Origin of the sequence: Clostridium sp. TW13 (genome assembly GCF_024345225.1) — a bacterium.
GTDB classification, from domain to species: Bacteria; Bacillota; Clostridia; order Clostridiales; family Clostridiaceae; genus Inconstantimicrobium; species Inconstantimicrobium mannanitabidum.
The window spans coordinates 3,027,980-3,041,703 of record NZ_BROD01000001.1 but is presented as its reverse complement, the minus strand read 5'-3'; the positions used below and the strand labels follow the sequence as shown (position 1 = coordinate 3,041,703).

The following is a 13,724-nucleotide window of genomic DNA, read 5'->3' as shown; positions in this document are numbered from 1 at the left end:
TATTTAATTATACCATATCTAAAAAATAATATATAGACTGTTATTTAAGCTATTTCACAGGTATACTTAAGAAGAATTTTATGGCCTATATATCCATAGCAAGGAGGCAGATGTATATGAACATTAATGACTTTGAATGGAAGACAGAAGATCAGTGGCTGGAGCTTGTGCTTAAGGAGACTCAAAGGCAGCTGGAGGAAGAGCTTGATTATAAGGACAGATTTAAAAATGATGCTCTTGAAACTCAAAGGGAAATGTGGGAGGAGCTTGGATCTGTATCTATAACCAATGGGCTTGAGCAAATTGTAAGCTTTATGGGGTTTGTTGACAGGATGAAATACCAAAAGAGAAATCATGAAGTTACAAGAACCCTTCAGGAGAAATATGAGCGGATGCTTAAGGCACCTTACTTTGGAAGAATTGATTTTCATGAAAATGGAGAAGAAAAGGCAGAAAAGTATTATATCGGTATGTCAAATCTTATGAATGAGGATTATGACTTTTTAATATACGATTGGAGAGCTCCAGTTTCAAGTATGTTTTATGATTATGAAATAGGAAAGGCAGGCTACCAATGTGCTGAAGGGACTATTGAGGGAGATCTCACTTTAAAGAGACAGTACAAAATCAATGAAGGTAAAATGGAGTATATGTTTGATAGCAACCTTAAGATAGACGATGAGATGCTCCAGGAAATCTTAGGTAAGGGCACCGACAGTAAGATGAAGGCTATAGTGACAACTATTCAAAGAGAACAAAACAGGGTTATCAGAAATGAAGAATACAAAAACCTTATTGTTCAAGGGCCTGCTGGCAGCGGAAAAACTTCCATTGCTCTTCACAGAATAGCTTATCTTTTATATAAACATCGAGATAAAATAACCCCTAAAAACATAGTGATATTTTCACCAAACCAGATTTTTAATGACTATATATCCAATGTACTGCCTCAGCTTGGAGAAGACAATATGCTTCAGTCTACATTTAAGGAATATATGCACAAAGCTTTAGGCAATAGATTTATTAAGGAAGATTACTATGACATGATGGAATTTATCTTTACTGGAAAGAAGTCTTTTGATTACAAGATAAGAATCAAAAACATAAAATATAAATCTTCGCTTGAATTTATAGATGTATTAAAGAGACACGTAGAGAAAACTGAAAAAGCAGATAGAAACTTTAAGGACATAATTTTTAGGGATAATTTAATAGTGTCATCAAAGGAAATTGAAGAGTTGTATTACAAGGATTATATAAGATTTCCTCTAAAAAGAAGGCTTGATAAGATAAGAGAAAGAATTTTATTTTTACTAAAACCTTATGAAGAAGAAAGAAAAAATGAAATTTATGAAAATCTATGGGATACAGGTTCTTTTGTAGATGAGATGGAAGTTAAAGAAAAGGCAGCAGCTTTAATTACTGAAGAAACTAAGTATGTATATGAAGAAATTAGAAGAATTACAAAGTTTGATTTGCTTGATATTTATAAGAAGCTCTTTAAAAAATTGGAGCCTGAAATAAAAAATTATACCCTTAGAAAACTTCAATCTAACTTTCTTAACTACGAAGATCAGGTGCCAATGCTTTATTTAAAAGGAGCCTTTGGAGATTTTCCTAAAACCACAGAAATCAAATATGTAATAATTGATGAGGCTCAGGATCATACACCACTACAATATGAAATCTTCTATCAGCTTTTTGGCCACGCCAATATAACAATGCTTGGGGATTTAAATCAATCTATAAATCCATATATGAATGTTGGAAACTATAATAACATCGCTCATATATTTCCTCAGGATAATACCTGCATAATTAATCTTACAAAGAGTTATAGATCCACCATGGAGATTACTGAGTTTTCTAGAAGAATTTTAGATGATGAGGTTAATGCCCAATATGTAGAAAGAAGTGGAGAAAAACCAATAGTTCTTGGATATTCCCAGGAGAATTCTATTAATGAAAGAGTTCTAAAGGATATAGAAATGTACAAGGAAAAAGGTTATAAATCAATTGGAATAATAACAAGAACAGTAAAGGAAGCTGATGGAGTATATAGCTTTTTGAAGGATAAAACAGAAGTTAAGGCTTTGACTAAAGAAGATGATGAGTATGTAAATGGTACTTTAGTTATCCCAGCTTACCTTGCAAAAGGCTTGGAATTTGATGTAGTGGTTGTATATAATGCTGGGAATGTAAATTACAGTTCTGAAGAGGATAGATTGCTACTCTACACTGCATGCACAAGAGCACTTCATATATTGAATGTATATTATACTGGATGCTTGACACCACTAATGGAGAGAATAATTCAGGATTAGCAATCCATAAAGACACCACACTATTGAAAATATGAATAGTGTGGTGCTTCTATAAATTTTTGAATCTTATAGTTATTACACTAAATGAGAAAACTGTAGCATTCCTACTCTAAATGCGCAATTCGCGACATACCAATGACATAGCCACATGAATTCAATGCATTTACTTGAAAATATGATACATGTGAATTAACATAAATATCTGTCTCAAATCCAGTGCGAGGTACATTGTCTACTACAACTGACAATCTATCAGGTTTTGGACCCGCTAATACCTGCCAAGCCACAGTTTCAGTTGAACCATTCCATGATGCATAGACAATTACCGCATTTTCACGAAATATCTCTATAGCAATATTAGGTGGATAAAGCGGCAATCCTATCCATTTACTTTTAAAGGCCCTATAAGAAAGATTTTGATTAGGATATTGCATATCAAATAGAAAATTTAACGAAGGATCATTTTCTGTATTACCGACATTTGAGAATTCAGAAACATATGGGTCCTGCCCCCAGCCAACTAATTGATTCCCATTAGATAATGGTTGAAGATTCCCTTGAGTTGGAACATATAGCATTGGGTCATGATAATATGCTCGATCTACATTTGCAGTCATGTTCTGGAAATTCAGCTTAAGGATTAAGCCATGCGCTTTACTCTCAGGAGGAGAATTTGGGGAAGAACAGCAACCATTATCGAATAAACTTATCCTTTTTCCAGATCTATAACGGGCATCGTGCTGCCAAGAAAATGTGGCTTTTGGACCAAAAGTAAAATCACTTTGTTTTCCACCAAGCTGCCAAATTATATTCCCTGTTTCTTTATCAATATTATAAATGGCCCACATGTTACGCATGCTAATTAGAAGTGTATTATTTGGACCCTCTTGAACAGAATTCACGTGGAAACAATCCCAAATATTATTAAAAGTAGTTGCAGATGATGCAGGTATCATTGAATCTCTCGGATTAATATAATCAAGGACACTCCAAAAGAAAAGCAACTTACCAGTCTCAATATCAACTTCTTGAATGGAATAATTATTAAAGTATCCATCTACTGGCCCTCCATAGGGGGTTAAATCTGCTGATATTTGTTTAACAGCAGTAAACAAAGCAGTATTTCGATTTGTAATAGTAAACTCGTGAAGGTCAGCAGTGTACCCTTTTTGGGCAGTGAGTTTCTTAATAATTTTATAATTTGGGTTTATAATTTGGAAATAGGCACCAGGCTCAGGATTACCTGGTGGAAGATTAGGGGTTGCAGATTGAGTTCCTGAGATGGTTCCTTGCCACATGGTAAGAACCGGGATTCCTTTATAGCATTGTACTCTAAAGTCTGTATTCTGAATATATCTGTTATTAAGGGGGTTAAACCATATTGGGTTACCAGCTTGATCCATAATCAGTGATCCTGTTTGTCCAATCATAGTTGCCTCATATAGGGTATATGGTGAAACGAATATTAAGCCAGAAGCTGTTCCACCTTTATTCATGTTGATAGTAACCTTCATGGGATGCAAGTCTGGGGAGGAAACAAAATCCCACACTTGTGAGCTTGAATTATTGGCAGATTTTTCTGATGGTTCTCCCGCTTTAAAGTTATCCATCTAAATTATCATCTCCTATTTATTATCATATCAATGTTATTAATAATTATATTATTTGTACTTGATATATTATTGGTAATTATAGATGCAAGTAGAAAGAAAAGTTGTCACTCCACTAGCTCTAATTTGTGTATTCAATTTTTGTAGTATATATTATGTTGATCAAGATAATTTGTGTTGATTAAGATAAAAACGTAACAATCAAACTTTAGAATTATGAAAGGTGAACCGTACCATAAGTAAATGCGATTTTATGAATAAGTTTTTTATGGAGGCTACATATGCATTATGGAGTGAAATGAAGAATTTATCAGAATTAAGTATTCCTAAAGATACAGATTGGATAATCGTAGTGAAGTTTTTAAGGGAAATAGATTAAAAATTATGGTGAGAGGCACATTGATATAAGTTTTGGTCTAGTTAGAAAACTCATATCTTATGTGCCTCTCATCTATATTCGCGATGTATGTTAATTTGTATGTTTGTCGAATGTTTATGTAATAATTTTAGAGGATTTGTAATTTCATTGAAGAATATATAAATTTAGCAAAGATTGTGTGGCTGCCATACAATCTTTGCTAAATATAAAATAAGGGAGAGAATGAATCTTGTGAAAACCAAAATATTATGCTATTTTGCATTATGTGGGTTTGTAGTAAGTCTGTTAGTGCATATATCAACCTTTTTTATCAATCCACAAGAAAAAATACAAGGAGTTATGCTTATACATGTTTTATGTATTGTTGTATTAGGATTGGCATTAAATACTGCGAAAAAATCAAATTTAAACATAGTATCATTAGCCCCAAATACTCCCACATGGATAATATGCCTTGTAATCATCAGTTTTATTTATACAGGTATCAATTTTATGATTTTCATGGCTCTTATGAAGAATGGTAGTCCTGAAATAGTCAATGGATCATATGCATTGACAAGTCATGGACAATTGATTGAATATGTTACATATAAACAGTTTCAACGATATCAGGCATATGAAGTAAGAGGGTTTTCTGGACATTGGATGTTTTTCTTCATTGCCGCATATGCGGTTTTCTATGTTAACAAAATAAGAGAAACAGTCGGATATTAAATGAATCAATTTGTTAGGTTGAAAAGGGAGGGAGGTGAATGATTTGGACAGCTTATATAGCATAGCACCGGGATATGTATTGATATTTATTAAATTCTTCTGGTTCTTAGGAGCCTTAATCAATATATTGAATCTTGTTCTTATTATGAAAAAATACAAAAATAAAAATGCTGAAGAAAATATAAAACAAGCAATCACAATAAAGGTATACAAGCTTCAGGTTGTGGTGTTTTTAATCTTGGGAGTTTTACAATTCCTGGGGGGATTCAGGTATGCATTATACATATTTGATGTCAAGAATGTATACAACGTTTGGTTTATATTATCATGGGTTGTACTGATAGGTAACATAATACTTTCAGCTTTTTATTTTGTGAAAAACATAAGAAAATATTAAAAAGGGTGAGAAACACTAGAATGTTGGTGACAGGCTTATGACTTATGTGTTTTGTACAATAGGATATACAATAAACTAACAGATTAATGATGCGGACTTTAATGAGTTACAAAAAATCGCATTTGATAACGATACGGGGAACCGTACCATAAATGACGTAGTTTTAAAAAAACTATTGGTATTACTGGCTTTAAGAAATGTAATACTGTTGCATGTCATATCATAAAAAATTATATATAAGATAACTATAAAAACAATAAAGATATAGATAGTATAGAGCTTCACTTTGATCAAAAGGTACAGAAATATTTCATAAATAATAATGAAAGATAATTTCCGGATTATGGGGAGGCTCCTTCTTTTATTTTATTTAAAATTAGGATTTAGTTATTTATTAAACTAATTTGTAATAATTTTCAAAATATAATAGAAGTTATTAATTAGGTTGTTATGGAATAGTAATAATTTACGAACTAAAATTATTTATATTTTGTAAATATATGGGGGTGTGAGAATGAATGATAAATTTGAAATGTATCTACAAGAAAATTCACTTAAGGGACTAGAATCTATTCCAAAGAGCGATTTGCACAGCCATGCTGGTCGTGGAGGTTCAATTACATATATCGAACAATTGGCAAATGTTAAAATTACTCCTCCTTCAGAACCATTTAACTCTCTGAAGGAAATGAACCAGTGGTTAAATGATAATGTGAAATGTTATTGTCCAGGTTTTTCAGGGTATTTAAAAAGAGTTGAAGCCGCTTTTGTACAAGCAAAAAATGATAATATAGCGGTCTTAGCACTGAGTTTCGCAATTGATGAAATTGATGCGTGCGGAACGATTGATAATTTCATAAGTATTATGGACGGGCTACATAAAAAATTTGCTCCAGAAACAGAATTTCTTCCAGATTTAGCTGTGGGATATGAACCGGGTGAGCAGAGTAAACTTGATGAGATTTTTAGTGCAAACTGGTTTAGAGGTATTGATATTTGCAATTATTCAAGGTGTTACTCCATGAATGAACTAAAAAAGATATGTCAGAAGTCACGTGATTCAAAGTTGATACTTAAAGCTCATATTGGAGAGTTTGGCGGTGCTGATGATGTTATGAGGTATGCCGAAGAACTAGAACTTAATCAAATACAACATGGTATTGCGGCGGCTAATTCCCCACAAATTATGAAATGGTTAGCGAAACATAAAATACAGTTAAATGTTTGCCCAACAAGCAACATAATGTTAAGAAATTCACTAAATTATCAATCTCATCAAATAAGAAAGTTATTTGATTTTGGTGTTCCTGTTACAATAAATTCTGATGACTTAATAATATTTAACGCTACTGTTTCGCAAGAATATTTAAATTTATATAATGCAGGACTTATGACTGCTGATGAATTAAATACAATACGCTTAACTGGGCTAAATGAAGTTAATAACTATGCTTAATAAGCATAATCTTAAGTTGCTTTATTTCACAATATTCTACTAAAAGAGCTAGCTGTTGCACAGGATATTCTCCATGGCATGCAGCAAGATTATTTAAAGAAGTTACTGGGAAAGCACCGTTTCAATATGTGCAAGGAGTAGAAGTTGTAACAGACTACGCTAATAATATACCTGATTGGTATGAACTTATTCAATTGCCACTTTGTAAACCAATGGTTTTTCAGGGTAAACCTTATAACGATGAAGATTTTATGGATTCAATCGGCGAAGTTTGGAATCATATAGAAAGATTTACTCCGTCTGTTTATGGATATCAATGGGCATCAGAAGCTGTACTAAGATTTTAACTTGCACCAATGGGATACAGAGGGTATATTGAAGCACGTCCTGTAAAGGCTATAAATTAATAGTAGGTAAGTTTATTTATAATAATATAAAATGGTGCCAGCCTCATGACAAGTGATAATTATCCTTGAATATGTGGATAAGATTGAGTGTAATTGTGGAAAAATTTTTTCCAATTTGTTGATATTATTTGATAGTTTCATTATTACTGCCAATCACTGCGTTACGGTGACGCACTGTTTATTTTTTGTTAGTATTATATCTCTAAGACAGAACATTAAATATTAAAATATTGCGTAAAAGTATAACAATATATCAAAGTAAGGATTCATATTACAGGTGAATATATGAAAAAGATTATGGATGAACAATTAATTTATGAGATACTATCTGTTGTGGAAGAAATCCCAGAAGGGAAAGTGGCTATCTATGGACAAATTGCCAGCCTTATTGGCAGAGACAAAAATGCACGACTTGTCGGTAAGGTTCTTAGTCAAGCAGAATTTTATGGGCGCTATCCATGTCATCGTGTTGTAAATCATGCTGGAAGGTTGGTACCGGGGTGGCAAGAACAACGATTTCTGCTATTAGAAGAAGGTGTATCCTTTAAAGATGCAAATCATGTTGATATGAAGGGAAATCGGTGGGACTGTTAGGATGAAGATTAAGAATGAATGAACAGAATTATTGTCATAACTCTTACCTTTTCATTCTTACCTCATCTATAAATTCCAATTCAAGCTTTGATACCAGAAATAGGAGGCTGTTGAGTATTTATATCAGAATAGCATATAAAAGTCCATTCTTTTAATTATAATTCTTCAACAATATCACTATAATACTTTAAAGACCATTTTTCGATTTCCTTAATAGCAGTAGCTAACTCTCTTCCCATAGCTGTTAATTTGTATTCTACCTTAGGAGGATTTTCATCATAAGCAATCTTTTGAAGTAAATTATCTTCTTCTAACTCTTTTAACTTCTCAGTAAGAACCTTATGACTTACTCCATTAGTAATTCTTTGTAGTTCTAAAAATCTTTTAGGCCCATCATAAAGGTGACAAAGTATAACAGCCTTCCATTTACCGCGGATAGAATCCATTGCTAAATCGAGCAAACAAACATATTTTTTATTATTATATTTAATCAAATTACCGTCTCCTTAAGTTATAGATTAATTATTTAAGATAATATAAAAAAAAGTTTATTTAGTCAATAGATTTACTTTCAAGCATGATATAGGACCTAATTCTATACCAATATTTAAATCGTAAAATAAAAATAGATAATTAGGAAAAAAATATAGCTAATTGGTTACGTGTAATTAAAGCTAATTATCAATAATTAATAAGGCCTAAATAATATCAAGTTACTAAAAAGTGCATACTTGTTGCACTTTCAATTTGGAGTTATATTATGTTTGTACCGCGGATAACTTAATTCAAGGGAGAGATTTAAATGAAAAGTCTTTGGGATAAAACAAATATCGGAAAAATGGAATTAAAAAATAGATTTTTTAGAGGTGCTCTTTGGGAAGGTTTAGCAGATGAAAAAGGGCATTTAACACCTGAGTTAATTTCAATTTATGAAGAACTAGCAAAGGGTGGAGCTGGGACGATAATAACCGGATATGCCTTTGTAACAGAGGATGAGCAACCAAATCCAGGAATGATGGGAATATATAATGATTCATTTATAAAGGAATATAAAGAATTTACAGATAAAATACATGATTTAGGTGCCAATATAATAATGCAAATAGTTTATGGTGGATTTATGACTACCTATAATGTAGGGGAAAGAATTATCTGGGGTCCATCAACTATGCAAAATGAAGTTACTAAGACTTGGGCAAAGGAAATCACTAAAGATGAAATCAAATACTTAGTTAATGCATATGCAGAAGCTGCAAGAAGAGTTAAGGAATCAGGCTTTGATGGAGTTGAAATACATGGTGGACATGGATATTTACTTAGTCAATTTTTATCACCATATTACAATAAGAGGACTGATGAATATGGAGGTAACATAGAAAATAGAGGAAGAATAATATTTGAAATCTTCCAAGCTATGAGAGAAAAAGTAGGTAACGATTTCCCAATTTTAATAAAACTAAATTCTGCTGACTATATTAAAGAAGGTGGATTAACTAAAGAGGAAAGCTTATATGTAGCTAAAAAACTTGCAGACTTAGGTATAGATGCTATTGAAGTAACAGGTGGAAATGAATCAATAAAAGAAGTATTAGATACTAATATGGGAGCAGCTCGTACTAAAGTTGTAATATCTAAGGAAAGGGAATCCTACTTTAAGGATTATGCTACAAAGCTTGCAGCTATAGTAGATATACCAGTTATTTTAATAGGTGGTAATAGACATTTAGACGTTATGGAATGTTTATTAAACAATGAAAAAATAAGATATTTTACCTTATCAAGACCTCTAACAGCTGAGCCAGATTTAATAAATAAATGGGCAAGTGGGGATTTAAAGAAACCTAAATGTGTATCATGTAATCAATGTTATAACACACCAGGTAAAAGATGTATTTTAAATATTAGAGAAGCAGAAAAGAAGAATAAATAGATTTTTATTCTACTTGTCTAAGGCTATTTTTATACTTTTAAATTATGCTATTATCTAAATGATAGTTAAACTTTTATGTATAAGTTTGAGTATCAATTGTTTTATGACTATTGGATTCTAACAAAATATGTTAGGAAGAAAGGTGCTAATCTTGCAAGGATTAGGCACTTTTTTCTTTGCTTTTAATTTTTATATGAGAACATTGATACTATCTAACAAATTAGAAATATCTATATTTTATAATGATAATATTCGGGTGCGTGTTGCTTAATGTGGATTAAGAAAAGACTACATTGAGGGGACAGATAGTACTCAAGTGTGATATTTAGAAGGGATTTATGTAATTGAGGAGTTTCGTAACAACAGTATAGCTAGTATATTATGGCAACGGTGTGAAAAGTGAGCAATAGTAATAGAAATAGGTTGTAAATAATTACAATCTCTGTTTGCAGGAAAATACATATATGATATAAAGAGTATACCGTGTTATTTAAAAGGAGGATTTGTAGATGTATAATGAAAAGTGTAATATTGAGGTTGTAACAGTTGATGAAGATATTATAGTGTATGGGTTGAATTTACAGAGTTCTGGTTTGTCGATTAATTTTAATAGTCTTGGAATGATGTGGGGCAAGTATACGGAGGACATGAAGAATAATACTCCGAATCGTGCAGACAAAGAGATTGAATATGCAGTTTGTCTGAATAAAGTTCCTGACTATATAGTTGGTGTTGAAATAACTGAAGTTCAAGAGGAAGAGACAGGATTCAAGAGTTTTACAATTTCAGCAGGAAAGTATGTCAAGGTTGAATTTAATGGAGAAAATCATCAGGATTTGGTGGGTACTAAGTTAATGGCAAGACAAAAAGAAGCTAAGAAATGGGCAAGGAATGAAAAGATTAAGCTTAGTAATGAATTTACCGTAGAAGTTTATCCAAAGAAAACAGTAGAACTGGAGTATCCAGAGATGTATTGCTTATTTCCAATTTTATAGATGAAATAATTACTCTTGTTAATTGTTTTATTAGTATCATGGTATTATTGGAGTTTTATATTTCCAGAATGATTAACAAATTAATATTAAATATAATATAATGTAATATTAATTTAAGGAGAAAATTACAATGCATAATATTGTAAAAGGGGAATATAAACCAATAGGGTCAGCTAATTTATATGCTTACTTTATTGGAGAAAATCCCTCTACGTCATTTAATTCTGTGAGTATATATCCTCAAATAAGTGAAAGTGCATTTATAGGGCCATTTTCAAGTGTAATAGGTGATGTAATAATAAAAAATAATGTGTTTTTAGGCTCTAATGTAGTGCTTAGAGCAGATGAGGGAACACCATTTTATATAGGATATGATTCTAATATACAAGATGGAGTGATATTTCATGGGCTAAAGGATGCTAAGTATTCTGTAAATGGTGTAAGGTATTCAATATATATTGGGAACCATGTAAGTATAGCTCATGGATCATTAATTCATGGACCAGCTATTGTAGGAAATAATACATTTGTTGGATTTAACTCAATTGTATTTAATGCTATTGTAGAGGATAATTGTTATATAGATATAGGAGCAATTGTAACGGGAGGGATTAGGATACGAGAAAATAGATATGTTCCAATTGGTGCAATTATAAATACACAAGCTAAGGCAGATAATCTTTTAGAAGTACCAAAGGAACAATCAGATTTTGCAGAAAAGGTTATTAAAGTTAATGTAGAGCTTTCAGAAACTTATGACTTAAAATTTGGGGATACACGTTGTAGTTGTGGTCTGTGCTGCAATCATAATACCTTAATTCATAATTAGGCAAAAACATAATATAAGTGAGGGTGTATCATGACTAAACATAATATTTATACAATGAGTGTAGCAAGTGTCTATCCACTTTATGTTAATAAGGTGGAGAAAAAAGGACGTACAAAAACAGAAGTTGATGAAATCATCTGTTGGTTAACAGGATATAGCCAGCAAGAACTAGAAGCACAACTGGAGAAACAAACAGATTTCGAAACTTTTTTTGCAGAAGCTCCTAAGCTGAATCCTTTAAGGACTTTGATTAAAGGTGTTATCTGTGGTGTTCGAGTGGAAGACATTGAAGAACCAACTATGCAGGAAATTCGCTATTTGGATAAGCTAATAGATGAGTTAGCAAAGGGAAAAGCGATGGATAAGATTTTGAGAAAATAATGATTAAAATCAAGGTTGGAAGTTTTAATCTATCCAACCTTCTTAAGTAAACAGAATATTTTTAACTTTGTACTAAAGTCTTTATAACTCTATTTTTCTATAGAATAAAAACATCTTTTCGGTGATGTTATTTTTGAATCATTTTTGAGCTGCTTTAATACTTTATCCAAATCTTTTTTATCAATATTAAGAGCTTCAGCAATTTCATTTGATTTCATAGGGTCTGACTTGGAGAGAAGCTCAATTATTCTTTCAGATAATTCCATTTTAAATCTATCCTTTCAGTTATTTTTGAGAAATACATTTTTGGGGGCAAGCTAATTGGCAAGCTCCACAGTCAACACAAGCAGATTTGTTAATTAATCTTTTTTTATCAATCTCTTCTGTGATACATCCAACAATGCATACACGTTCGCAAGTTCCACAACCTACACAATCTGATTTATTTATTTTTCTAGGCATAATTTTCTCTTTACATGCAGAAAATTATAATGTTTGTTTGCAGGATGTAACTGTAACTTCTAATGTTCTTGTAAGGAATGGACACTTTTCTTTCATAATTTTAAAGTTATCTCCATCTTTTAGTAATTTAGCAGTTCCTTCAAGTAGAAATCCAGTTCCTGGATATTGATAACCCATTACTTCTTTACTACCAAGAGTTAATTTAACTTTAGGGTTAGAATTAATATTTTCTTCTGTTTTAATCATAGCAGCTGCAGGAATTAAGATTTTATTTCCTTCTACAACAATTAAATAACTGTTCCATGTATTAACGACATGAACTTCATTATTTGAACAAGTTCCGATAGAAACTACTCCTTCATGATTAAGTACCTCAAAAAATTTTTCTGTAAACATTTTACATTCCTTCTTTCGTATAATTATAGATAAGTACTATCGACGATAATTATTATCTATAATAAGAATATGTTTTTTTCGCATTTGTGTCAATAGAAATATTCTGTAAAAGAGTAGATATTTAACGTTGTATGAGTGTCTTGAATGAGAATAAATAATAGTATATTATTAATAAAATAAAGATAATATATTAAAGGAGTGCGGAAAATGAAATTTTCAGTAGGAGTAGAATATGCAATACATTGCTTATTATATATGGTAAACACAGAAGAGGGTAAATCTGTTGGGATAAGAGATTTAGCCACATTTCAAGGCGTTTCGGAAACCTATTTATCAAAAGTATATGCGAAATTAAGTAAGTCAGGAATCATAAAGTCTGTACCAGGTGCAAAAGGTGGTTATGCATTAGCTCGTAGTGCAGAAGAGATAACCTTTTGGGATATTGTTGAAGCGGTAGAAGGAAATGAACCATTTTTTCAATGTGCAGAAATTAGACAAAATAATATATTGCTAGATAAAGATAATTTGCCAGATACATATACTAAATGCCCTTGTTTAATAAAAGTTGTAATGTCAGAAGCAGAAGATGAAATGAGAAAATACTTAAGTAACAAGACATTGGCGTGGCTATATGACGAAGTATACAATAAAAAACTGCCTAAAGAAATGAAAAATGCAACAATTGAATGGTTCAATAATAGCAAGAAGTAATTTAATATATAGTTTAATAAAGTGATAATTTTAAAATAAATTCACTTTAAGAATAAACCTTATCATTTTATACTAAATGATAAGGTTTATTTGAGCTTTAATAGATTACTTTAATAAAAAACATAATCATTTCACCCTA

General features: G+C 31.4%; 17 protein-coding genes. 12 read left to right on the top strand and 5 right to left on the bottom strand.

The annotated features are described in order from the left end of the window. Positions 1-116: 116 nt before the first annotated feature. Positions 117-2,324 carry an RNA polymerase recycling motor HelD gene (gene helD, locus OCU47_RS14390; protein WP_261829301.1) on the top strand — a complete coding sequence of 736 codons (2,208 nt, stop codon included), beginning with the start codon at positions 117-119 and terminating at the stop codon, positions 2,322-2,324. A 104-nt stretch (positions 2,325-2,428) separates the two neighbouring features. Here helD and OCU47_RS14385 read toward each other — a convergent pair whose 3' ends face one another. Then, entirely contained in the window at positions 2,429-3,934 is a 1,506-nt protein-coding gene (locus OCU47_RS14385) for an arylsulfotransferase family protein (protein WP_261829300.1), read from the bottom strand. 253 nt (positions 3,935-4,187) lie between these two features. Between OCU47_RS14385 and OCU47_RS14380 the strand changes: the two genes are divergently transcribed. The 6 genes from OCU47_RS14380 (at position 4,188) to OCU47_RS14355 (ending at position 7,881) form a co-directional block, all read left to right on the top strand. Then, the gene (locus OCU47_RS14380; protein WP_261829299.1) at positions 4,188-4,313 is read left to right on the top strand and encodes a hypothetical protein; all 126 of its coding nucleotides are present in this window, start codon (positions 4,188-4,190) and stop codon (positions 4,311-4,313) included. Between the two features lie 231 nt (positions 4,314-4,544). Then, the gene (locus OCU47_RS14375) at positions 4,545-5,027 is read left to right on the top strand and encodes a hypothetical protein (RefSeq protein WP_261829298.1); all 483 of its coding nucleotides are present in this window, start codon (positions 4,545-4,547) and stop codon (positions 5,025-5,027) included. A 43-nt stretch (positions 5,028-5,070) separates the two neighbouring features. Then, positions 5,071-5,424 carry a hypothetical protein gene (locus OCU47_RS14370; RefSeq protein ID WP_261829297.1) on the top strand — a complete coding sequence of 118 codons (354 nt, stop codon included), beginning with the start codon at positions 5,071-5,073 and terminating at the stop codon, positions 5,422-5,424. Between the two features lie 514 nt (positions 5,425-5,938). After that, complete coding sequence (locus OCU47_RS14365) at positions 5,939-6,880, top strand: amidohydrolase family protein (RefSeq protein WP_261829296.1); 942 nt, start codon at positions 5,939-5,941, stop codon at positions 6,878-6,880. Between the two features lie 128 nt (positions 6,881-7,008). Continuing rightward, positions 7,009-7,227 (top strand): hypothetical protein, encoded by a 219-nt coding sequence (locus OCU47_RS14360; protein WP_261829295.1) that lies wholly within the window; start codon positions 7,009-7,011, stop codon positions 7,225-7,227. A gap of 345 nt (positions 7,228-7,572) precedes the next feature. Continuing rightward, positions 7,573-7,881 carry an MGMT family protein gene (locus OCU47_RS14355; protein WP_261829294.1) on the top strand — a complete coding sequence of 103 codons (309 nt, stop codon included), beginning with the start codon at positions 7,573-7,575 and terminating at the stop codon, positions 7,879-7,881. Positions 7,882-8,036: 155 nt separating this feature from the next. On the opposite strand, the gene OCU47_RS14350 is transcribed toward OCU47_RS14355, so the two are convergent. Next, a complete protein-coding gene (locus tag OCU47_RS14350) occupies positions 8,037-8,375 on the bottom strand; it encodes a winged helix-turn-helix transcriptional regulator (protein ID WP_261829293.1) in 339 nt (112 codons plus the stop codon). Positions 8,376-8,683: 308 nt separating this feature from the next. On the opposite strand from OCU47_RS14350, the gene OCU47_RS14345 reads away from it, so the two are divergent. The 4 genes from OCU47_RS14345 (at position 8,684) to OCU47_RS14330 (ending at position 12,016) form a co-directional block, all read left to right on the top strand. Next, a complete protein-coding gene (locus tag OCU47_RS14345) occupies positions 8,684-9,811 on the top strand; it encodes an NADH:flavin oxidoreductase (protein ID WP_261829292.1) in 1,128 nt (375 codons plus the stop codon). 509 nt (positions 9,812-10,320) lie between these two features. Further along, the gene (locus OCU47_RS14340) at positions 10,321-10,806 is read left to right on the top strand and encodes a GyrI-like domain-containing protein (protein WP_261829291.1); all 486 of its coding nucleotides are present in this window, start codon (positions 10,321-10,323) and stop codon (positions 10,804-10,806) included. Between the two features lie 130 nt (positions 10,807-10,936). Next, positions 10,937-11,635 (top strand): LbetaH domain-containing protein, encoded by a 699-nt coding sequence (locus OCU47_RS14335; protein ID WP_261829290.1) that lies wholly within the window; start codon positions 10,937-10,939, stop codon positions 11,633-11,635. A 30-nt stretch (positions 11,636-11,665) separates the two neighbouring features. Then, on the top strand, positions 11,666-12,016 hold the full coding sequence (locus OCU47_RS14330; RefSeq protein ID WP_261829289.1) for a DUF2200 domain-containing protein: 351 nt from the start codon (positions 11,666-11,668) through the stop codon (positions 12,014-12,016). Positions 12,017-12,105: 89 nt separating this feature from the next. Here the strand turns inward: OCU47_RS14330 and OCU47_RS14325 are convergent, their stop codons facing one another. The 3 genes from OCU47_RS14325 to OCU47_RS14315 are packed head-to-tail and all read right to left on the bottom strand — an operon-like array spanning position 12,106 to position 12,874. After that, a complete protein-coding gene (locus OCU47_RS14325) occupies positions 12,106-12,282 on the bottom strand; it encodes a helix-turn-helix domain-containing protein (protein WP_261829288.1) in 177 nt (58 codons plus the stop codon). A gap of 19 nt (positions 12,283-12,301) precedes the next feature. Then, on the bottom strand, positions 12,302-12,478 hold the full coding sequence (locus tag OCU47_RS14320) for a 4Fe-4S binding protein (RefSeq protein WP_261829287.1): 177 nt from the start codon (positions 12,476-12,478) through the stop codon (positions 12,302-12,304). 24 nt (positions 12,479-12,502) lie between these two features. After that, a complete protein-coding gene (locus OCU47_RS14315) occupies positions 12,503-12,874 on the bottom strand; it encodes a pyridoxamine 5'-phosphate oxidase family protein (protein WP_261829286.1) in 372 nt (123 codons plus the stop codon). A gap of 207 nt (positions 12,875-13,081) precedes the next feature. Between OCU47_RS14315 and OCU47_RS14310 the strand changes: the two genes are divergently transcribed. Next, a complete protein-coding gene (locus tag OCU47_RS14310; protein WP_261829285.1) occupies positions 13,082-13,585 on the top strand; it encodes an RrF2 family transcriptional regulator in 504 nt (167 codons plus the stop codon). Positions 13,586-13,724 lie beyond the last annotated feature (139 nt).

What these genes read in the sequence shown, in the direction of transcription:
- OCU47_RS14345 (WP_261829292.1), top strand. Translation starts at nt 8,684, where the DNA reads ATGAAAAGTCTTTGGGATAAAACAAATATCGGAAAAATGGAATTAAAA.
- OCU47_RS14330 (WP_261829289.1), top strand. Translation starts at nt 11,666, where the DNA reads ATGACTAAACATAATATTTATACAATGAGTGTAGCAAGTGTCTATCCA.
- helD (WP_261829301.1), top strand. Translation starts at nt 117, where the DNA reads ATGAACATTAATGACTTTGAATGGAAGACAGAAGATCAGTGGCTGGAG.
- OCU47_RS14380 (WP_261829299.1), top strand. Translation starts at nt 4,188, where the DNA reads ATGAATAAGTTTTTTATGGAGGCTACATATGCATTATGGAGTGAAATG.
- OCU47_RS14335 (WP_261829290.1), top strand. Translation starts at nt 10,937, where the DNA reads ATGCATAATATTGTAAAAGGGGAATATAAACCAATAGGGTCAGCTAAT.
- OCU47_RS14355 (WP_261829294.1), top strand. Translation starts at nt 7,573, where the DNA reads ATGAAAAAGATTATGGATGAACAATTAATTTATGAGATACTATCTGTT.
- OCU47_RS14365 (WP_261829296.1), top strand. Translation starts at nt 5,939, where the DNA reads ATGAATGATAAATTTGAAATGTATCTACAAGAAAATTCACTTAAGGGA.
- OCU47_RS14325 (WP_261829288.1), bottom strand. Translation starts at nt 12,282, where the DNA reads ATGGAATTATCTGAAAGAATAATTGAGCTTCTCTCCAAGTCAGACCCT.
- OCU47_RS14310 (WP_261829285.1), top strand. Translation starts at nt 13,082, where the DNA reads ATGAAATTTTCAGTAGGAGTAGAATATGCAATACATTGCTTATTATAT.
- OCU47_RS14315 (WP_261829286.1), bottom strand. Translation starts at nt 12,874, where the DNA reads ATGTTTACAGAAAAATTTTTTGAGGTACTTAATCATGAAGGAGTAGTT.
- OCU47_RS14385 (WP_261829300.1), bottom strand. Translation starts at nt 3,934, where the DNA reads ATGGATAACTTTAAAGCGGGAGAACCATCAGAAAAATCTGCCAATAAT.
- OCU47_RS14320 (WP_261829287.1), bottom strand. Translation starts at nt 12,478, where the DNA reads ATGCCTAGAAAAATAAATAAATCAGATTGTGTAGGTTGTGGAACTTGC.
- OCU47_RS14340 (WP_261829291.1), top strand. Translation starts at nt 10,321, where the DNA reads ATGTATAATGAAAAGTGTAATATTGAGGTTGTAACAGTTGATGAAGAT.